Source organism: Parabacteroides faecis, from assembly GCF_014647375.1.
In the GTDB taxonomy this organism is placed as follows: Bacteria; Bacteroidota; Bacteroidia; order Bacteroidales; family Tannerellaceae; genus Parabacteroides; species Parabacteroides faecis.
The window spans coordinates 439,359-460,550 of sequence record NZ_BMPB01000003.1; the positions used below are offsets into that span (position 1 = coordinate 439,359).

The 21,192-nt window shown below is 41.7% G+C and carries 15 protein-coding genes; 3 read left to right on the forward strand and 12 right to left on the reverse strand.

Annotated elements, in window-relative coordinates:
- Nucleotides 1–11: 11 nt before the first annotated feature.
- From IEY67_RS06105 to dpp5, 3 genes are all read right to left on the reverse strand, one after another.
- A complete protein-coding gene (locus IEY67_RS06105; protein ID WP_183669149.1) occupies nucleotides 12–1,475 on the reverse strand; it encodes a DUF3868 domain-containing protein in 1,464 nt (487 codons plus the stop codon).
- A 12-nt stretch (nucleotides 1,476–1,487) separates the two neighbouring features.
- Nucleotides 1,488–2,075, reverse strand: a complete 588-nt coding sequence (locus IEY67_RS06110) for a DUF3575 domain-containing protein (protein WP_122376103.1) — start codon at nucleotides 2,073–2,075, stop codon at nucleotides 1,488–1,490.
- Between the two features lie 354 nt (nucleotides 2,076–2,429).
- Complete coding sequence (dpp5, locus tag IEY67_RS06115; protein WP_183669147.1) at nucleotides 2,430–4,535, reverse strand: dipeptidyl-peptidase Dpp5; 2,106 nt, start codon at nucleotides 4,533–4,535, stop codon at nucleotides 2,430–2,432.
- An 85-nt stretch (nucleotides 4,536–4,620) separates the two neighbouring features.
- On the opposite strand from dpp5, the gene IEY67_RS06120 reads away from it, so the two are divergent.
- Nucleotides 4,621–5,112 (forward strand): SPOR domain-containing protein, encoded by a 492-nt coding sequence (locus tag IEY67_RS06120; RefSeq protein ID WP_007652658.1) that lies wholly within the window; start codon nucleotides 4,621–4,623, stop codon nucleotides 5,110–5,112.
- A gap of 179 nt (nucleotides 5,113–5,291) precedes the next feature.
- Here the strand turns inward: IEY67_RS06120 and IEY67_RS06125 are convergent, their stop codons facing one another.
- Both IEY67_RS06125 and IEY67_RS06130 read right to left on the reverse strand, forming a co-directional pair.
- A complete protein-coding gene (locus tag IEY67_RS06125; protein ID WP_370861579.1) occupies nucleotides 5,292–6,161 on the reverse strand; it encodes a carbohydrate kinase family protein in 870 nt (289 codons plus the stop codon).
- A gap of 184 nt (nucleotides 6,162–6,345) precedes the next feature.
- A complete protein-coding gene (locus tag IEY67_RS06130) occupies nucleotides 6,346–9,081 on the reverse strand; it encodes a substrate-binding domain-containing protein (RefSeq protein WP_183669142.1) in 2,736 nt (911 codons plus the stop codon).
- A 101-nt stretch (nucleotides 9,082–9,182) separates the two neighbouring features.
- Here IEY67_RS06130 and IEY67_RS06135 point away from each other — a divergent pair, with 101 nt between their 5' ends.
- Both IEY67_RS06135 and IEY67_RS06140 read left to right on the forward strand, forming a co-directional pair.
- Nucleotides 9,183–9,650 carry a WbuC family cupin fold metalloprotein gene (locus tag IEY67_RS06135; protein ID WP_122357024.1) on the forward strand — a complete coding sequence of 156 codons (468 nt, stop codon included), beginning with the start codon at nucleotides 9,183–9,185 and terminating at the stop codon, nucleotides 9,648–9,650.
- 3 nt (nucleotides 9,651–9,653) lie between these two features.
- The gene (locus tag IEY67_RS06140; protein ID WP_122357026.1) at nucleotides 9,654–10,205 is read left to right on the forward strand and encodes a DUF4833 domain-containing protein; all 552 of its coding nucleotides are present in this window, start codon (nucleotides 9,654–9,656) and stop codon (nucleotides 10,203–10,205) included.
- Nucleotides 10,206–10,269: 64 nt separating this feature from the next.
- Here the strand turns inward: IEY67_RS06140 and IEY67_RS06145 are convergent, their stop codons facing one another.
- The 7 genes from IEY67_RS06145 to IEY67_RS06175 all read right to left on the reverse strand — a co-directional run.
- Nucleotides 10,270–11,517: a DUF1015 domain-containing protein gene (locus IEY67_RS06145; protein ID WP_183669140.1), complete on the reverse strand. Its 1,248-nt coding sequence runs from the start codon at nucleotides 11,515–11,517 to the stop codon at nucleotides 10,270–10,272.
- 124 nt (nucleotides 11,518–11,641) lie between these two features.
- Complete coding sequence (locus IEY67_RS06150) at nucleotides 11,642–12,565, reverse strand: NAD(P)-dependent oxidoreductase (protein ID WP_183669138.1); 924 nt, start codon at nucleotides 12,563–12,565, stop codon at nucleotides 11,642–11,644.
- A 4-nt stretch (nucleotides 12,566–12,569) separates the two neighbouring features.
- The gene (gene serC / locus IEY67_RS06155; protein ID WP_122376099.1) at nucleotides 12,570–13,637 is read right to left on the reverse strand and encodes a 3-phosphoserine/phosphohydroxythreonine transaminase; all 1,068 of its coding nucleotides are present in this window, start codon (nucleotides 13,635–13,637) and stop codon (nucleotides 12,570–12,572) included.
- 185 nt (nucleotides 13,638–13,822) lie between these two features.
- The gene (locus IEY67_RS06160) at nucleotides 13,823–15,097 is read right to left on the reverse strand and encodes a replication-associated recombination protein A (protein WP_183669136.1); all 1,275 of its coding nucleotides are present in this window, start codon (nucleotides 15,095–15,097) and stop codon (nucleotides 13,823–13,825) included.
- A gap of 224 nt (nucleotides 15,098–15,321) precedes the next feature.
- A complete protein-coding gene (locus IEY67_RS06165; protein ID WP_122357032.1) occupies nucleotides 15,322–16,485 on the reverse strand; it encodes a site-specific integrase in 1,164 nt (387 codons plus the stop codon).
- Nucleotides 16,486–16,905: 420 nt separating this feature from the next.
- Entirely contained in the window at nucleotides 16,906–18,327 is a 1,422-nt protein-coding gene (locus IEY67_RS06170; RefSeq protein ID WP_183669134.1) for a RagB/SusD family nutrient uptake outer membrane protein, read from the reverse strand.
- 24 nt (nucleotides 18,328–18,351) lie between these two features.
- On the reverse strand, nucleotides 18,352–21,192 hold a 2,841-nt coding region (locus IEY67_RS06175), incomplete at its 5' end, for a SusC/RagA family TonB-linked outer membrane protein (protein WP_189086820.1).

Sequence of the window (21,192 nt, forward strand, 5' to 3'; positions counted from 1 at the left end):
ATTAATTTTAATTATTCTTCGCGTTTCAACTTGATCTGCTTCAGGTTGCCACGGGCAGCCTCGGCCACCGGTGAATCTTCGTGTGCGGCAAGCGGGGTGAGCAACTTCTCTGCCCGATCCAGATCGTTCTCAAGCATACAGATAGCCGCTTCCGCCAATTGCCGCTGGGGCGTATCGGTTGTCTTTGCCAGATAACGCTTTGCCTGCCCTAGTTTACCCTCACTGATAGCGATATTGGCAGCATTCAGGTTAGATATCGGATCGTCCGGATACATACGGACCGCTATTTCGAACACTTCCTTGAAACGGTCGCTGCCCGGCTCGTAGGTCTGTGCCACCCGAAACATCTCCTCCAGACTCAACTGCCGGGGATCAGTGTAAAGCAACTCCTTCGCCTCTTCTACCGTAAAGTTGCGTATCGTGTACTTCACTACGTAGTCCGAATGGCGCAAGGCCGGATATATATCGCGTAGCAATATCTTATAAGGCATTCCGCCCGCAAGCATCTTCAATCGCCACTCACGTTTATCCCAATCGGCCGGTTCATCGGCTCGGATGATCGCTAATATTTCTTCCTTTTCCGGAAGATTGGAAGCTTCGACACGCAGTTCGAATCCCTCCCAATCTTCCGGTTCGAAATTAACCTGCATACGGGCATTCCCGAAGTCATACATATTACGTACATAATCCAATAAAGCCTTAGCACGGTACTCTGCCAGATAAGCATTATTGGCATATCCGCCTTCAGGTGAAGCATATCCTTTGATATCCACTTCAGTGATCGTTGCGTATTTATCATTGCGCACCGATTCGATAGTCTCTCGTATCTTACTCAGTTCCTGTGGATTCTTACGATAGTCCGGATAGATTTCCGTTTTGTTGACAGGGAAATCAAGAAAGGCACTGCCCTCCAGTGAACGACTTTTTACGGCTTCGGCCTGCGGAGCCACATAAACCAGTTGTGGAGCCAATACGACCGGTTCGGCCAAATTGACCGGGAATAAGACAGTACGATCGTTCTGCAAGGCTTCCCAACCACAACCGCAAAGGTCAGTTAGTAAAGCAAATTCGGACTTTTCCATCCATTTACAGAACGGAAGACGAACATGATAATCTAGCCGCTGTTCCTGCTTATTATAACGGCGTACTACAAAACGGGATTCCGGCTGTATATCGTGTTCTTGCCGTTCATACAGGATATGACGGTCGCGCCCATTGATAACGATCGGGGGCAGCAAACGTAGGCTGTCTCCCCGCTGAAGCACCGGAGTACATACGACTGAACGGTTGCGATCAACCTCTATACTACTGATATTGACAGTCATATCCACAATCAGAAAAGAATCGGCCTTTTCCACCAGTTTCCGTTCTACTAAAATTGTGCCTTCCTGCACGGCTCCAGAGACAGTCTCCTGAGCCGACAGGATCGTTGCGGCACCGAATAGCATGGTTGTTATAGTTAGTAAGCGTTTCATAAGGGAGTTCTTTTAGAATAAATAGATAAAACTTACCGCAGCCTGTGTCGGACCGAAATAATGTTTCTTTACTTTCTCAATCTTGCTGCCACAATTGGTACAGGGATATTTATCCGATTCAAGGTATAAATAACCTACGCCTACCGTAGCTTCCAGGTTCCAATGTTTCGACAGTAGCCATTGGTATCCGTAACTGATACCGACACCGGTACCCCACCCCTGATGACGCTCGCCTTCGGTACCCAACAATTTAATGTCGGATACATTATATAATATATAAGGTACGTGAATACCGATAAAGCTCTTGTAAAAGCTTTCGCAAAACCAATAGCGAAGTTCCGGATGCAGACGCAAATGTTTCAACGACTTGCCGTAGCTACCATCATCATTCTTGCCGGAAAAAGGATTCAGGCCGGCCTCGAGCTCCAATGTCCATTTTCGGGCTAAACGAAATTCGACACCGGCATTGAAAGTAGCTGTAGCCCAATAAGGGATATTGGTCTTTATTGCAACCACTGGTCCTCTGTCCGTTTGTATGCCTTCTTTAGCGGAAACGAAGCTGGTATAACAGATTAGAATTAGTAATAAAACGTTTCTCATAGATACTGTACTTTTAGTTCTCTTTATATTTACCTGTGTTTCAGTACAGATAAACCATCAATAAATGCTTTTTTCGAAATATCATGTAAATCATGACATTTCGCGTTTTACAAAAATAAATATTCGAACAATAGGCAGTCACTCACATCTGACATATGGTATCAGATTGGAGAAGTTTAGTACAAATTCAGGGGAGTTTTAACATAGTTGTTCGAAATAACATGTATTTCATGACATTTCAAAGAAAACAAATAAAAAAAAGGATTGCTTCGGTCATCTGCAATTTCTTACAGATGACCGAAGCAATCCTTATATTGAAAACGTAGAAGTACTAAATACCCTTCTACCTTTATTTTACTTCTTCACCCACTTATCCAGCCATTCGAAGAATGTGCGCTGCCACAATACACCGTTCTGCGGTTTCAACACCCAGTGGTTTTCATCCGGGTAGATCAACAGTTCGGCAGGAACGCCACGAAGTACGGCAGCATTGAAAGCAGCCATCCCCTGACCGGCAAGGATGCGGTAATCTTTTTCACCGTGGATACACAAAATAGGCGTATCCCACTTATCGACAAAGCGATGCGGAGAGTTGGCAAATGTACGTTGAGCCACCGGATTATTCTTTTCCCAGTAAGCGCCCCCCATATCCCAGTTGGCAAACCACATTTCTTCTGTTTCCAGATATTGCATTTCCATATTGAAGATACCGTCATGAGCAATGAATGCTTTGAAACGTTTATCGTGATGACCGGCTAACCAGTAAACAGAGAAGCCTCCGAAGCTGGCACCGACACAACCCAGGCGGTCGTTATCGACATACGGTTCTTTCGCCATTTCATCGATAGCCGTGAAATAGTCTTTCATGCACTGGCCGCCGTAATCGCCGCTGATCTGTTCGTTCCATTCCATACCGAAGCCCGGAAGACCGCGACGGTTCGGGGCCACGATAATATAATCGTTGGCTGCCATGATCTGGAAATTCCAACGGTAAGACCAAAACTGGCTGACCGGACTCTGGGGACCACCTTCACAGAACAGCAAAGTCGGGTATTTCTTGTTCGGATCGAAATGAGGCGGATAAATCACCCAGGTAAGCATCTGCTTGCCGTCGGTTGTCTTCATCCAGCGTCCTTCCACCTTACCCATCTCCAGCTGATCGTAAATCTGCTTGTTTTCAGTCGTCAGTTGAGTCACCTTATTATTATCTGCCAGGTCGATCGTATAGATCTCATCTCCCATGCTCATGGAATGGCGTTTAGCGATCAACTTATTTTCCCCCAGCAGGTTGACAGAGTCATAGTCATACATACCGGAAGTCAGTGCTGTCAATTTATTACCGTCATTCAGATCGATCTTATATACCTGCGATTCACCATGCCATACACCGGTAAAATAGATTGAACGCGCATCGGCACTCCAGCAGAAACCGTCCACATTGGAGTCGAAGTCCTTGCTGGCAAATGTCTTTTCACCAGTTTCCAGGTTCATCACCATCAGGCGGTTCTGATCGGCTTCGTAGCCGTCACGCTCCATACTCTGCCAGGCAATATATTTACCATCAGGCGAATACTGCGGATTCGTATCATATCCCATGATTCCCTCACTGATATTGACCGTCTGCTTTGTATTCAGGTCATACACATAAATATCCGAGTTGGTAGAAATAGCATATTCCTTACCCGTTTTCTTACGACAGGTATAGGCTACTTTATCGGAAGTGGTGTTCCATGCCAACTGTTCGATACCACCGAAAGGTTTCATCGGCGATTCAAACGGTTCGCCCTCCAGCACATCGATCGGGCTACCCACTTTATTTCCGTCGAAGTCGGCAATAAACGGATGCGGAGCCGTTGTCACCCATTCATCCCAATGCTTGTACATCAGGTCGGTCACGATAATACCGGTCGCTTTGTCCAGATCCGGATATTTATCTTTTGTACTCGGTACGGTCTTCACCTGAGAGATAAACAAAACCTTCTTCTCATCCGGTGAGAAAGCGAAACCTTCGATATCGCCGTCGTAGTTCGACAACTGACGGCGTTCGGTCCCGTCCGGATTCATTTCCCAAAGCTGGCTGCTGCCACTTTCACCGGAAAGGAAAGCGATCTTCTTGCCTCCTTTGATCCAGGTCGCTTCGTTCTCCGAAAAAGGAGTGTGCGTAATCTGTTTGTTATCAGATCCGTCGGCATTCATAACGAATACTTCACGGTTGCTGGTGTTGAGAGGTACACTGTAATAAGCTACGGTGTAAACTACTTTTTGTCCGTCGGGCGAAACATTCATTCCGCCGATACGTCCCATGGCCCAAAGAGCTTCGGGCGTCATCCGGCCGTCGGCAATTTTGATTTCCGAACGTCCGATAACCGGTTTTGTGTCTTCTGCTTTCTTAGCTTCCTGATTACAAGCACCTAGTAATACGGATGTTGCCATAACCATTGTTGCAATAGATTTATTCATGTACATTATAATATATTATATTCTGTGTGCGAAATTAGTAAATATAATTTATATCTTTGCACAAGTAATTTAAGAACTGAACAGTATGAATAAGATTTGGTTATTTGGAGCCGCTATAAGTATGGTATTAGCATTCGGCTCATGTAAACCTAAACAGAGTGCTTATAAGGCTGCTTACGAACAAGCCAAAGAAAAAGAATCTACAGCTCCTGTTGAGGTAGTAGAACAAGAAGAAGAGATTGTTGAAGAAGTTGCACCGGTTTCTAAACCCAGAACTTCTACGGCAACGACTCGCTCGGAAAGAATCAGCGCTGCACAGGGTGAAGACGCCAGCCGTCTGAAACGCTACAGTGTTGTTATCGGTAGCTTCAAAAACAAGACAAACGCTTACTCTTTGAAAGAGCGTATGCAGAATGCAGGCTACAATGCGGTATTAGGTGAAAACGAACAAGGTATGTTGCGTGTAATCGTTGCCAGCTTCGATGATAAAGCTGATGCAGCCGACAGCCGCGATGCTATCAAAGCAAAGTATGCTCCTGACTTCCAGGATGCATGGTTACTGGAAAGACAATATTAATAAGCTATTCGGCTAAATACAAAAGGGATATCCATCACGGATGTCCCTTTTCTTTTGTTACCTGTAAATATAAAAAGCCCGGATATTCCGGGCTTTCACCAACCTAAACTAAAAACCTAAAAACTAACCATCTTTTTGCCTTAAACTATAAAAACCTATACATACATGAATTATCTTTCTTATTCGTAAGCTGGCCATGCTCCTTTGCTGGAACATACGAAGGCCGCAATCTTCACAGCATATCTGTGGGCGTCTTTCAATGTACCGCCATTGAGCAACGACATGATCAAAGCGGCTGAAAATGCATCTCCTGCACCTACCGTATCGACTACCTCTACTTCCGGTATAGGTAATGTTGAAACTTCATCCGGAGTATAAACCGTACTGTAAGAAGCTCCTGCGGTAAGGACAACCATTTTCAGGTTATATTTCTCCATAAACCAGGCTGCTATTTCATCTTCCGTCCCGTTCAGTCCGAATAGTTCTTTCAACTGATTCATCTCATCGCTATTCATCTTCAGGACATTGGAAAGATATAACGATTCTTCTATCAATCCTTTATTATAATAATGCTGACGCAGATTTATATCGAACAAACGATAGGCTGTATCCGGAGCAAATGACAGGATGGCCTGAATAGTTTCACGCGACTGTGTCGAACGTTGTGCCAATGCTCCGAAACAAATGGCATCCGCCCGCTCTGCCAGATCGACTGCATCCGATGTGGGCGACATATGATCCCAGGCAACACGTTCTGTAATCGTATATTCCGGTATCCCGTCTTCCTTCAGTTCGACTTTGACTGTTCCTGTAGGATAAGGGACTTTTTCGATCAGGTATTGAATAGAGTTTTTATCCAGTTCTTTCAAGATATCTACTCCATCCTCATCATCACCAATGGCACTGACAGCATATCCCTCTGCTCCCAGACGGGATGCATGGTAAACAAAATTAATAGGTGCACCACCTGCTGTTTTACCGGTGGGAAGTAAATCCCATAAAAGTTCACCTATACCGACTACTACCGGTCTTTTGTTTTGTTGCTTCATTCGTTCCATGGTCTACTAATTCTTTATAATATAAGATTTTCTTTTCCCTTAGTTTTCGATGATGCAAAACTAGGGGATACAATGGAGACAAACGATAACACATGCTACAAAAAGAATAATCCTCGTTACATAAAAGAGTTATCTACAGAGAGATTATACTCACGTTACACGTATGTAACAATTGTTATTCCTTTTCCTGGTATTCGGTAGGTGTAATGTTATAGGCCGCTTTAAAACATTTGGAAAAATAAGGTGGAGAACTAAAACCGGTAGCATAAGCTACTTCATTCACATTGCGACCTTTTTCCCTCAATAAGGCTGCTGCACGTTTCAAACGATAGTTACGGAGAAAGTCGGTTGGCGTGACACCGGTCAGTTCCTTTACTTTCCGGTAAAGGTGCACACGCGACAACCCCAGCATATCACTCGCTTTCTCTATACTGAAATCAGAATCAGGATAAGACTCTTCGATCAAAGCTATAAACTTACGCATAAATAAATCATCCATACTTTCCGTTTTGCCTATTTTCAGGTTGGAAATGGCAGGCGACTGAAGTTCCTGCGTAAAGGCATTCCTCAACCGGGCACGCTCTTCCAACAGGCGAACGATACGAAGTTTCAGTTCTTCGATATTGAAAGGTTTCTGGATAAATTCGTCGGCACCGCTGGCAATACCGTACATCCGCTGCTTATCATCAGACAAGGCAGTCAGCAATATAACCGGGATATGACTGAATGCGATATTCGATTTAACCTGTTTACACAGTTCGTAACCATTCATTTCGGGCATCATCACATCACTTATGACCAGAGATATATTTTCTTTTGCCAGAATATCGATAGCTACGACTCCATTTACAGCCGTCAGAATACGGAAATTCGATTTCAGTTCTTTCTGTAGGTAAGCATTGATATCCGGATCGTCTTCAACGACCAGGATCGTATAATCATATGTCCGGTTCACGATCTCGTCCATCTCGCGGGTGTCCAGATTAGCTACCCCGCTCGACAGCTCGGTGACGGAAGGGGCAAACGTGCAGGTTTCATCAAAATGAGATTTTCCTTTGGGTAACTCGACAAAAAAGACAGTGCGTTTTCCCGGTTCGCTTTCCACATGAATACTGCCTTTGTGCATACTCACAAACTCATGGGTCAGATGCAGTCCGATACCCGTTCCGGTAAGGTTATCGCCGGTAAAGAACTGATCGAAAACAGCAGAGAGATTCTGAGGCTGGATCCCTTTCCCGTTATCTTCTACCGAAAGTGTCACATACCCGGCATGATCCTGTAAACGGATCGTAATAGTTCCGCCATCAGGCGTAAACTTAAAGGCATTCGACAGCAGGTTGGCCAGAATCTTTTCCATTTTATCCGTATCTACCCAAAGGTGTACAGACGATACATCGTGCTGAAAAGTATATTGTATCTGCTTACTTTGCGCCATCGTCTCAAAATAAGACTTGACATCCTCTATAAAAACAACCAGGTCTATTTCCGTTACCCGCATATTCATTTTATTACTCTCGACCTTACGGAAATCGAGCAACTGGCTGACAACCCGTTTCAGGCGGTCGGCATTCTTTTTTATCAGATGTATGTCATCTGCGATCGGCGAATCGGGAGGCAGTTCTTTAGATAGCTTATTCAGCGGACCGAGTATCAGCGTCAGCGGTGTTTTGATCTCATGGGAGACATTGGTAAAAAACTGTAACTTTCGTGTTGTTGCTTGTTCGATCTTGCGGTTTGCTACAGCCAGTTCTTCCCGTTGCTGTTCAACCTGTATGTTCGTTCGTTTCAGCTCATGGTTCTTTCGTTGTACTTTACGAAAGATATGTATCACATAGAGAGCCAGCAAGATCACTATTCCCAGCAACAACAAGATCAGACCGACCGAATTTTGAAGGAAACGATATTCCGAAAACATCTTATCCAGATTATTGCGCTGTTTCTCGATCTGATCCTGATAATCAGCCAATTGTTCGGTCTGCAGATAGATGGTTCCGGCATTATCCTTATCGATCAGGGCCGATGTCAATGCATAATGTTTGGAGACAGGCATTCCGTTCAGGATCTGCCAGGCTACTTTTATAGCGGTACTCCCCCCTGTAGGATAAACAAATGAAGCGGTCAGATAACCGTCGCGAACCGCTTCAATCCCTTTCCCCTTACCGGGTAAAGCATCTATACCGATAAACTTGATCCTTTCCGCAGCTTGCGGATCGACTTCCATAATCGCCTCCCGGGCAGCCAGTGCCATCGGATCATTATGCGCATACACAATATCTATATTCTCAAAAGATCCCAATGCTGCAATATTAACTTTTGCTTCATCCCTATGCCAGCGACCATATACGGTTTTCACAGTTACATTGTTATTATGAATAAGAGCATCGCTAAATCCATTATGGCGGTCAAGGGCAGAAGAGGAACCTTCACGCCCCCATACTTCGACGATTGTCGTCTTCTCTTTTTTCAGCAAGGAATTGACAAACAACCCGGCAGCACGACCGATTTCGTAATTATCCGCCCCGATGAACGTGGTATATTCCTCCGAATAGATTTTCCGGTCTATTATAATGGTCGGAATTCCAGCCCGGTAGGCTTCGACAGCAGCCGTTGTTATAGGTTCCGATTCATTGGCGGAAATAATAATAAGATCGACCCGCTTTTTTATCAACTCACGAATTTGTTTGATCTGAGTATCATTATCTTCATCAGCGTCCTTCACATCAAGAGTCATCCCCGGATAGTCTGAAGCCTTCACCTGCATATCCAGCATCATCGCTTTCCGCCAGCTATCGTTAATAGAGCTATGGGAAACACCCACAACAAACTCCTTTTCCTCCCCTCCCCGCCTACAGGAAATTGTTAGGGACAGAATAAATATCAACAGACAAAGACGGTATATAACGGGTTTCATGAAGCAGCCGATTTTCAGGGTTTCGTACAAAAGTACGGATTATCGGCATAACAGACAAAATTTATTTTGTACATTCGTCCCACAAACAATTGTTGCATAACATGAAAATAATCGATAAACAACTACTTGACAAGACTTCTGAACAGGCAAAGCAATCGCCTCGTCTCCGTATGAATTACAACTTCCACGAACGGTTGGACGATCCGGTCAATCGTTTGTTGAATGCAATGGAACCAGACACTTATATCCGTCCGCACCGTCACCTGAATCCCGACAAAGACGAGATATTCCTGCTACTTCGCGGAAAAGCAGTCGTATTCATTTTCGACGACCAAGGGAATATCACGGAAAAAGTTTTACTTGATCCGTTGGCCGGTTCGTATGGTGCGGAAATCAAACCCGGTATCTGGCATTGCCTGCTGGTCCTGGAACCGGATACTGTTGTCTACGAGGTGAAACCGGGACCTTTTGCCCCTCTACATCCTGAAAACATGGCATCATGGAGTCCTGAACCGGACGATAAGAAAGGTGTCAAAGAATATATGACTTATCTGGCCACTCAAATATAAAAGATGAAAAATAGCAATAGAATCAGTCATACAGGAAAAAGGGTAATATCAATCGTAACGATTCTGTTTTTTACCCTTATTGCGACCTCATATGCAGGTAACCCGGAAGAGAACACCTATCCGACAAGCGAAAGACTTTTCCATATAGCCCGGAGTACCAACAAAAACCTGGTCTGCTACGATGTGAATCTGGAAAACGGCAAGCTGAACACTAAAACTCCCCTCAACGTCTACTGGGTCAACCGGGAAGAACGGCCGGGAGAAACCAACGGTTTAAGTTATTTCCAGCGAAAGATGGCATACGGATACAAACTGGTTTCGGAAGGAGACGATTTCAGTGAAGTGACCCTGACAGCCTATTCTGGTAAAAAACTAAAGATCTGCAAGCAGGATTCAAAATATGTCTGTATGACAACGATCGACAATCAACCGGCCATACTGGAATCTCTCTATGTACAAACCAAATCCGGTAGTCCTTTAAGTGTCGAATATGTAGAGCTACAGGGAATTTCCACCAGTACGGGAGCCAAAGTTTCTGAAAGAGTCAAGAAATAATAAAAGCGAGTGTGTTTATAATAAACACACTCGCTTTCTTATTTATCTTACAGACAAACCACTTTTACACCAATTTATGAATAACCAGCCCCGAACGTAATTTCGGTTCGAACCAGGTTGTCTTAGGAGGCATGATATTTCCGGTATCGGCTATATCCATCAACTGTTTCATAGTTACAGGATATAGGGCCAATGCCACTTTCATTTCACCACTGTCTACACGGCGTTTCAATTCTCCCAATCCACGGATACCTCCAACAAAGTCTATACGTTTGTCTGAGCGCAGGTCTTTAATACCTAAAACTTCGTCCAGGATCAGATTTGAAGAAATAGTAACATCCAATACGCCGATCGGATCGTTATCATCGTAAGTGCCGGGTTTAGCAGTCAACGAATACCATTTACCACCCAGATAAAGCGAAAAATTATGCAAAGCCGTCGGTTTATATATTTCCGTACCTTTCTCTTCTACAATAAAATTAGCTTTTAGTTTATTCAGGAACTCTTCTTCCGTCAATCCATTCAAATCTTTGACCACACGGTTGTAATCGATAATAGTCAACTGATTTGCCGGGAAACAGACAGCCATAAAATAGTTATATTCCTCATCTCCACGGTGATTCGGATTTTGCTTAGCCTTTTCCGCACCCACCAAAGCAGCAGCTGCCGAACGGTGATGTCCGTCTGCAATATACAAGGAAGGCATTGCTTCGAAAAGTTCCGTGATACGGGCAATATCATTCTTATCATCAATAATCCAGAATGTATGTCCGAAACCATCCAACTCTGCAACGAAATCATATTCCGGAGTTTTTGCCGTATATTTCTTAACAATAACATCCAGTTCCGCATTATCAGGGTAGGCAAAGAATACCGGCTCAATATTGGCATTATTGACACGTACATGTTTCATACGGTCTTCTTCCTTATCACGACGGGTCAACTCATGTTTTTTGATATTACCTTTCAGATAATCATCGACATACGCGCAGACAACCAATCCGTACTGCGTACGTCCGTTCATCGTCTGGGCATAAACATAATATTGTTCCTGCTGATCCTGGACTAACCAACCTTTATCCTGGAATTTCTGAAAATTCTCTGCCGCCTTTTCATAAACAGCCGGATCATGTTCATCTGTTCCCCGCGGAAAATCAATCTCCGGTTTGATTATATGATATAATGATTTTTCGTTACCTTTTGCTTCTTCACGCGCTTCTTCAGAGTTAAGCACATCATAAGGACGTGAAGCTACATCTTTTATTAAATCCTTCGGTGGACGGATACCTTTAAAAGGTTTGATCTTTGCCATGGTAGTAAATCTATTTGGTTACTAAATAATTGAAAATTGAGAATTGAAAATTATTACGGCGAATGATTCACCGGGAGTGTAACCGATCCGCCTATTTTCAATTCTCAATTCTCAATTCTCAATTTTATCTGTTGACTCTGAATTTCTCGTTACCGTTCTGCAGGAAATCAACGATCTGTTTTGCAGCAGCAATACCGGCATTGATATTAGCCTCAGCAGTCTGGGCCCCCATCTTCTTTGGTGTTCCGAAATAACGGTCCGGATATTTGGCAGCCAGATCGGTATCGATAGCCGGCTTGATATCCGTGATATATTTAAAATCAGGACGTTCTTCCATCATCTTTGCCAAACCGGCCTCGTCTATCACTTCCTTACGGGCTGTATTCACAACGATAGCACCTTTAGGCATCGAATTCATCAATTCAAAATTGATAGAACCTTTTGTTTCGGCTGTTGCCGGAATATGAAGAGATACAATCTGGCAAGTCTTGAACAGATCGGCTGTAGAAGCAACTGCTTTTACACCGTCTTTTTCAATCACTTCAGCCGGACAGAATGCGTCGTAAGCATATACATCCATACCGAAGCCTTTAGCGATACGTGCCACATTACGGCCGACATTACCATAAGCCAGAATACCTAGTTTCTTTCCCATCAGCTCTGTTCCGGATGTCCCGTTATAGAAGTTCCGGACAGCATATACAAGCATACCGAAAACCAATTCAGCCACAGCGTTGGAGTTCTGCCCCGGCGTATTCATCACGCATACATTATGAGCTGTCGCAGCAGCCAGATCCACATTGTCGTAACCGGCACCGGCACGAACTACGATCTTTAAATCTTTGGCAGCATCCAATACCGGAGCATCGATGATATCACTACGGATGATCACCGCATTTGCATCTTTAACAGCATCCAGCAATTGACTTTTATCCGTGTATTTTTCCAGAAGAGCCAATTCATAACCTGCACCTTCAACCACTTCACGAATACCTTTCACTGCTATCGCAGCGAAAGGTTTATCTGTAGCAACTAATACTTTTGTCATAGGATCAATGTAGTTTTTCAAATTCTTTCATTGTTGCAACCAAAGCTTCTACACTGCTCTTCGGCATAGCGTTATAAAGAGAAGCACGGAAACCACCGACAGAACGGTGTCCCTTGATGCCCACCATACCGGCAGCAGATGCGAACTTATTGAATTCATCTTCCAGCTCTTTGTATTCGTCATTCATAACGAAACAAACGTTCATAATAGAACGGTCTTCTACAGCAGCTGTACCTTTGAACAATCTATTACGGTCGATCTCATCATACAAGATAGCCGCTTTTTCAAGATTCATCTTTTCAATAACAGCAACACCACCCAACTCTTTATACCATTTCAATGTTTGCAATGCTGCAAAGATCGGAAATACAGGAGGAGTGTTGAACATTGAATCTTTTTTGATGTGCGTATTGTAATTCAGCATTGTAGGAATAGCACGATCTACATGACCTAAAGCTTCTGTACGCACAATAGCCAGAGTTACACCTGCAGGCGCCAGATTTTTCTGTGCACCGGCATAAATCACATCATATTTAGAGATATCGATCGGACGAGAGAAAATATCAGAAGACATGTCGGAAACCAGACGTACATTCAAATCGGGATCATAACGCATTTCCGTACCATAGATCGTATTATTAGATGTAAAGTGGAAATAGTCCGAATCTTCTGCAACCGTATAACCTTTAGGAATATAGGTGTAGTTAGCTTCCTTTGAAGAAGCGACAACGTCAACTTCTCCGAATAACTTAGCTTCCTTGATCGCATTAGAGGCCCATGTCCCCGTATCCAGATAAGAAGCTTTTTTGTTCAACAAGTTAAAAGGAACCATACAAAACTGCATGCTGGCACCACCACCCAGAAATACAACTTCGTAACCAGCCGGCACATCCAGTAACTCTTTGATCAAAGCTCTGGCCTCGTCGTTTACTGCAACAAATTCTTTACTTCTATGAGATACTTCAAGAATTGATAACCCTGTACCTGCGAAATTCTCAACAGCTGCTGCTGCATTCTTAATCGTGTATTCGCTCAGAATAGAAGGTCCTGCAGAAAAATTGTGCTTCTTCATATCAATTTCTTTTTAATGTTATATATTATTTAAGTAACGTGTTTTTCGAAAACAGGCGGCTAATGTACGAATTAAATTGAAATTTGAAAATCAAAACCCGAAAATTATTAGCAAAAAGGTACATATTTATCATTCTCACCGTCTTTTATACCGTTAATTTTCTAGTTTCAATTATGAATTGTCAATTACTGAAACCGATCTCCCCACAATTTCTTCATTTGTTCGATCAGTTTCTGTTCAGCCGGGTTACTCTGTCCTTTCCAAAAGCGCTGGTTCAGCACTTCTTTAGGCAAATATTCCTGTTCTACAAAGTTGTTCTTATAATCATGTGCATATTTATACTCTTTACCATAATCCAACTCCTTCATCAAAGCTGTCGGAGCGTTCCGCAGATGAAGCGGAACAGGAAGATTCCCGGTGCGTTCAACCAATGCCAATGCATCATTTATCGCCATATAGGCTGAATTACTCTTAGGACTACTGGCCAGATAAATGGTCGTTTCAGCCAGGATGATCCGTCCTTCTGGCCAACCGATCTTCTTCAAGGCATCGAAACAGGCATTTGCCAGTAATAATGCATTCGGATTAGCCAACCCTATATCTTCCGATGCCGAGATCACCAACCGCCGGGCTATAAACTCAGGGTCCTCCCCTCCTGCCACCATACGTGCCAACCAATAAATAGCCCCATCGGGGTCGCTTCCCCTGATCGATTTGATAAAAGCAGAAATAATATCATAATGCATCTCTCCACCTTTATCGTATGCCGCCGGATTCTCCTGTAAACGGTCTACCACTTTCTGATCCGTTATCTCGATCTTATCCGTTTCTTCTGCAGATATGACCAGTTCCAGTATATTCAGTAATTTCCGGGCATCCCCACCTGAATAACGAAGCATGGCGTCCGTCTCTGTCAGGACAATATCCTTCTCCTTTAATACGATATCTTCTTTGATCGCATGATTTAACAATGTAAGCAAATCACTTTTATCCAACGATTTGAGCACATAGACCTGACACCTCGATAATAACGGACGGATCACTTCAAAAGATGGATTTTCCGTTGTCGCTCCGATCAATGTAACTACCCCCGTTTCAACAGCATTCAGCAAAGAATCCTGCTGGGATTTACTAAAACGATGTATTTCATCAATAAACAAAATAGGAGATACCGTATTGAAAAAGCGATTACTTTTTGCCTTTTCAATCACATCACGCACATCCTTCACTCCCGAACTGATAGCACTCAATGTATAAAAAGGTGCCTCCAGTTTATTGGAAATGATCTGTGCCAGTGTAGTCTTACCCACACCCGGTGGTCCCCACAGAATAAAAGAAGGGACACGGCCTGCATCTATCATTTTCCTTAACACGGCTCCTTGCCCTACAAGGTGCTTCTGTCCGATATAATCATCCAGTGTTTTCGGACGTAATCTTTCTGCTAAAGGTTGATTCATCATGCAGACAAAAGTCGTATATTTTATTTACTTTTCAAAGTATAACCCGCGTAAAAATTTTCATTCAAGCGAATGTTTGAGAACAGATTTTTATAACAAAAAGACAACAATACAGCCTCAATACCGAAGCAACACCATTGTAAGTATAACATTTTGTCAAACAAACATTAGAGAACACAGGAAATTCTTCTGATTTCCTCTACGTTCCCTAATGCCGTTACCCAATATCATTTAATACTTGACAAACTCGAAAGATCACGAACGACAGTCATGTCCATAATATTACTGTATATCTCCGTCGTACGCACACTTTTGTGCCCCAAAAGTTTCTGCACAGTCGTAATATTTGCACCATTATATAATAATAATGTAGCATTCGTATGTCGTGCTGTGTGAAATGAAACTTTCTTATCTATATCCGCCATCTTACAAATTCGGCGTAATTGCTTGTTCACGTTTGAATTGGAGGAAGCCGGCATATCAAACAAAGTCCACGGATTATTTTTATAGCGCTCATAAATAGGAAGAGATTTCCCGTCAAACAGCAAAAACAGAGGCAAGCGAACATTGACATCTGTTTTGACTGATGAATAGATCAACCAAACTTTATCATCGATAATAAGAAAATTCTCCCTCGTAATACTGACAATATCCGAAAAACGAAGTCCGGTATAACAGCTGAACAGGAACATATCCAACGTCCGTTGCAACGTCCGGCGACCTTTCAGGTTTAAACTTTCCAATTGTCCCAGTTCTTCCGGAGTCAGATGAGTTCTTTTGCTTTCCATATACTTTATCTTGTATTTACGGAAAGGATAACGGTGCAAATCGAACAGATCCTTGTTGATAGCCAGGTTTATATAACGTTTTAAATGCTTCATATGTTTGGCTATCGTATTCCGGTGATATTTATTCACCAACATATAATGCTCAAAATCACAAAGGAAATTAAAACTCAAATCATTAAAACTCACATCTGTTTTAAAAGAAGACAGAACCTGCAATGTCGAAAAATGATTCTTCAATGTTGACAATTTCAGATTACTCTGAGTTATCTCATTTTTCATAAACAGAGAAAAAGAAGTCTGACCTGCCTCAGGTTTCTCTTTCAGATCATTCAACGAAAACTCCTTGCCACTATGCACAATTTCAAGCTCCAGCTGTTCTAATTCTGCAATAAAATTAGTCAGATACTGGTTTAAAGACTCCATATTAGGATGATTCTTTACTGCTTTTCTCTTTGCATCCCACTGAAAAGGCTTCACATAAACCTTTGTCGAAAAATACTTCTTCTGCTTGTTCAAGTAGGCCTCCACCTGAACCAAAGCTTTACCCTCTGAGTTTAACTGCTTCTTACGGTTAAACACTAAGTTATAAATTACTTTTTCCATGATATATAATTTATTTTCTGAATGAAACACGAAGGAACAATAATTAGTTCTTTCTTATGTCTAAGACAAATTAAAAATTTGTTATTACTTATTTACCTAAGTCCCGAAAAGACGAAATCCTACCCCGATCCAGCCTTAAAAAACAATCGATTCGGAAAACTCATTTCTACTATGAGCCTACAAAGATAAAAGAGACTTACTAATCATAAAAAACAAAAAACAAGAAGTAGCTTTCCAAAATGGATACAAAATCACCGTTAAAAAGCAATTGGTTCTAAAAGTGAAACTTAAAGCTTCATTTTTTTTATTCTCCGGAAAAATAAAAATGAGAATGTATCGGTTACTATATATACGTATTCAAGTAACTACAAAAAAAAAAGCCTGAGCATAAACCCAGGCCTTTCTTTCATTTACAATTATTTATTGAGGTAATCCATCAGACCAACCTTCATTTTGTTGATCACAATAGCCAGCATTAATTTCGTCTGCAGGGATCGGATACACAAATGCAGAAACATCAAAGCCAGTTACACCTGTAACATTCGGAGTAATTTTCTCTCCTGTTCTACGGACATCATACCAACGATGCCCTTCTTCAAAGAATTCGCGTATATTCTCTTCGGAAATAAATTTGATCAAAGCGTCTTTAGCAGAAGGCAATTCTGATGCACTCTTTATAGCCGGATTTCTTTTAGCTGTATAGAATAAAGCTTCCTGTGATGCAGCAATATTTCCAGCTAAAGCCTCTATTTCAGCAATCATCAGATACATTTCAGATTTTCTGAACACCGGAATATTACTTACCGCCTGTGCTGCCGGTATACCATCAAACTTTAACGGGCGATTATTCTTATCAATTAATTTCAGGCGAATATCTTCCGGACCGAATAACGTCTTAATACCTGAAGACAGAACAGCTCCATATGAACCATACAATGTATTCAATGCGTTAGCAGAAAGATTGTCGTCATTCGTTTTTGCAACCGTAAAAATATCTTCAGCGGTAATTGCAATATCAGACCACATCGTTTGATAAACCAGATCCGATACTTCTCCGGAAGCTCTCAGTTCTATCGCTTTCTTTGCTGAAGCTTTTGCAACATCATTATTACCCATAAAGAAATTAACACGTGCCTCTAATGCATAGATAGCCGCTTCATTCAGATAAAACTGATTTACAGAACTGCTGGCATCTGTTCCGGCATTTTCCATATAAGTTTTTGCAGATGCTATATCATCAAGAATAAGCTCATAAGTTTGTGCGACTGTCGCTCTTTCAATATTTACAAAAGGTTCCAACGGCTCTTTATCCAATAAAGGTAATCCTAATTGCGCATTAGCTTGACCTGGTTGATAAGGTAAGCCAAAGAGATTAACCAGATAAAAGTTTGTCAGAGCTTTTAGTGCATATCCCTGAGCCATATACAAATCAAGATTTGATTTATCTTCATCGGATAACTTGGCATTCGTTGCCAACAAATTATTTGCACCTTCAATCATACGGACACAACGGTCCAATACTCTAAATCCATACTCCCATGCTTCTTTAAGGATTGACTCCGTATCAGTAATTTGATATCTGTTTATAGTAACGCCATGTCCCGATTTAGGATCGGCTACTGCTACATCGGAAGCTAAGTCACCAATAGCAACTACGTTGTTTCCATAAAACCGATAAGTACCAAAAGACTGATAAGCTCCATTTAAACCATTCTGTACGTCTGCGACCGTCGAAAATGCATTTTCCGTAGGAATAGCCTGATAAGTTTCCAGATCGAAGTCACAGGAAGCTAATCCTACAGAACAAGCAACGACCAAAATACATTTAAATATATTTTTCATACTCTATTTCCTCTTTATTATTAATTAAAATCCAACAGTTAAACCTACTACAAAATTTCTCGGTATCGGGAAGTTCCACCATTGTACTCCATCTGCACCAATACCGGAAGGATCAAAACCTCTATAATCTTTAGCCGTTACAGTGAAGAGATTATCCGCATTCACAAATACTCTAAGATTATTCATACTCAGCTTTTGAATCATAGATTTCGGCAATGTATATCCTAATGTTATTGAGCGCAGTTTTAAATAACTACCATTCATTAGGAATCTGGTTGAATGCTGATTAACAGCTCTGCCGTCATTATACATTAATTTAGGGACCTCAGCTATATCTCCCGGCTGTCTCCAACGGTTTTCATAAACATATTCAGTAAAGTTCTGTCCCAAACTACCACCAACCTGTTCATCATAACGCAAGTTATTTCCATAAATCTTAGCACCAACCGAATAATTCAACTGGAATGAGAAATCTAGACCTTTCCATTTCATATTGTTTGTAAAAGAGCCCTGGAACTTTGGATTGGCTGTACCGACATATCTCTTTGCGGCCTTATTATAATTATCTGTTGTTTCAGTTCCTGTTTCATTCAAATACCATGTTCCATTACCCGTTTCCGGATCTACACCTGCCCATTCCTTCATCTTAAACTGATACAAAGGCTTGCCAGGTTCAGTAATTGACGTAGAAGTTTCAATCGGATTATTGTTACTCAATTTTTTAACTTCATTGATATTCTTTGAACCAGTCACTGTAATATTCCAGTTAAAATCTTTTACATTCATCAAAAGAGCGTTCACCGAAAATTCAAATCCCTGATTTAATAACTTTCCTACGTTCATATAATTCTCAGCCAAACCAGTAACCATCGATACAGGTACAGCAAATACCATATCTTTCGTCATGTGATGATAATAGTCTGCTTCGACAGAAAAACGATCCAAAAACGAGAAATCAACTCCGACATTGAACTTTCCAGTCTGTTCCCATTTCAGATTAGGATTACCGGACTGCATACGGCCACTTCCCGGAAGACCGTTATAATTATATCCAAAATCATACAAGTCACGAGAAGTATACCATGATGAAGCAGAATAATATCTCACATCTCCTACTTCCTGATTACCAGAAGTACCATAGCTGGCACGAATTGTCAAGTTATTCAGCCAATCGCTGGCAGGCTCCATAAAACTCTCATTAGAGATTCTGTATTTTGCGCCTAGTGACCAAAATGGAGCCCATCTATTATTACTACCAAAACGAGACGAAGCATCATAACGTAAACTTCCGGATAAATAATATTTGCTATCATAATCATATTGTGCATTTACAAAGAAAGATGCTAACAATAAATTATATTTATAAGTTGCTGCACTTCCAGGAACAGCCGCATTGGCTACCTGATTCAAATAGTCCACCGGATAGTTTGAACCTGCCAGATAGGCTTCCTTCAGATTAGTACGCTGACCTTCCTGCCCAATCAGAAAGTTTACATTATGCTTTTCATTAAATGTGTTGATATAATTCAATGTATTAGTAATACTCAAAAGCATGCGGGTAGAATAATTATTTTCACCCATACCTCTCATATCAGCTCCTTGTGGTTGTAGGAATGACCAATAACCAAATTCATCTACAAAATATAAATCGACTCCACCACGGGAAAGGAAAAATAAATTCTTATTAAAATTGATCTGTAAATAAGGAGAGATAATTGCACGATACTGTTTTGCTGTACTCTTATCTCCCAGATCGCTTCTTTGGGCAACTGGGTTATAACCATTAACAGTATCAAAATTCCAATTACCATTTTCATCTCTTACCGGAGTAAGTGGTGATTGCATATAAGCTTGGGTAACAGGATCACTGAAATATCCTCCACCTGACCCCATATTACTTTCAGTATAGGATAAATTTGTATTAAGCCCATACTTAACAACTTTGGACGGGGCTTGTTCAAAATTAAAACGTACCGAGTAACGTGTTAAGTCTTTCCCTTTAACGATGGATTTATTATCCATATAATTAAATGAAGCAAAAAACTTTGGAGCAGATTCTGTTGCCCCACCGTTTTGAACATCAACTCCATATTCCTGAATCAATCCATTGCGGGTCACTTCTTTCAACCAATCTACATCAGCCGGTTTTTCAACTCCCATATATAAATCAAATAAATCAGACATTCCCTGATTCGTATATGGGTAATTCAAACCATTTTCACTCTGAAGAGCTGCAGTAGCACCATCTTCTCCATAAGTATTCCAGTCATTCAGAAATGCTTCTGCAGATAACTCACGGTATTTTGCTGCATTTAAAGGCTTATAACTCGATGGCATACCAGGCATCATCTCCATACCTACTTTTGCAGTAAAGTTTACAGTAGTCTTTCCCCCTTTACCTTTTTTGGTATTAATAACAATTACCCCATTTGCGGCACGTGCTCCGTAGATTGATGTAGCTGTTGCATCTTTTAAAACAGTCATACTCTCAATATCAGCAGCATTTAAAGTTGAAAGAGGGCTGACCGTTTGTTCTTCTGAGGCTCTTACACCCACAGGGTCTGCATTAAAAGGAACTCCGTCGATAATATACAAAGGCTGAGTCCCCGAATTAAATGAATTCTTACCACGAATGAAGATATTAGCCGGGGCCCCAGGTTGTCCCGATCCTATATTCATTTGTAAGCCCGGTACGGAACCTTCTAACGCCTTAATCGGATTAGAGTCATTTTGCTTCGTGATAGCAGTAGCAGCGACAGTCGTTGCTGCTCCTGTAAACGCAGCCTTTTTTGTTACTCCATAACCAGTAACTACTACTTCATCCAAAGCCAGATTTGAAGACTTTAAAACGATCTTCATCAGAGA

Bases quoted from the DNA above. Each gene is read 5' to 3' on its own strand.
- IEY67_RS06105 (WP_183669149.1), bottom strand. From the start codon at position 1,475: ATGAAACGCTTACTAACTATAACAACCATGCTATTCGGTGCCGCAACG.
- IEY67_RS06110 (WP_122376103.1), bottom strand. From the start codon at position 2,075: ATGAGAAACGTTTTATTACTAATTCTAATCTGTTATACCAGCTTCGTT.
- dpp5 (WP_183669147.1), bottom strand. From the start codon at position 4,535: ATGAATAAATCTATTGCAACAATGGTTATGGCAACATCCGTATTACTA.
- IEY67_RS06120 (WP_007652658.1), top strand. From the start codon at position 4,621: ATGAATAAGATTTGGTTATTTGGAGCCGCTATAAGTATGGTATTAGCA.
- IEY67_RS06125 (WP_370861579.1), bottom strand. From the start codon at position 6,161: ATGAAGCAACAAAACAAAAGACCGGTAGTAGTCGGTATAGGTGAACTT.
- IEY67_RS06130 (WP_183669142.1), bottom strand. From the start codon at position 9,081: ATGAAACCCGTTATATACCGTCTTTGTCTGTTGATATTTATTCTGTCC.
- IEY67_RS06135 (WP_122357024.1), top strand. From the start codon at position 9,183: ATGAAAATAATCGATAAACAACTACTTGACAAGACTTCTGAACAGGCA.
- IEY67_RS06140 (WP_122357026.1), top strand. From the start codon at position 9,654: ATGAAAAATAGCAATAGAATCAGTCATACAGGAAAAAGGGTAATATCA.
- IEY67_RS06145 (WP_183669140.1), bottom strand. From the start codon at position 11,517: ATGGCAAAGATCAAACCTTTTAAAGGTATCCGTCCACCGAAGGATTTA.
- IEY67_RS06150 (WP_183669138.1), bottom strand. From the start codon at position 12,565: ATGACAAAAGTATTAGTTGCTACAGATAAACCTTTCGCTGCGATAGCA.
- serC (WP_122376099.1), bottom strand. From the start codon at position 13,637: ATGAAGAAGCACAATTTTTCTGCAGGACCTTCTATTCTGAGCGAATAC.
- IEY67_RS06160 (WP_183669136.1), bottom strand. From the start codon at position 15,097: ATGATGAATCAACCTTTAGCAGAAAGATTACGTCCGAAAACACTGGAT.
- IEY67_RS06165 (WP_122357032.1), bottom strand. From the start codon at position 16,485: ATGGAAAAAGTAATTTATAACTTAGTGTTTAACCGTAAGAAGCAGTTA.
- IEY67_RS06170 (WP_183669134.1), bottom strand. From the start codon at position 18,327: ATGAAAAATATATTTAAATGTATTTTGGTCGTTGCTTGTTCTGTAGGA.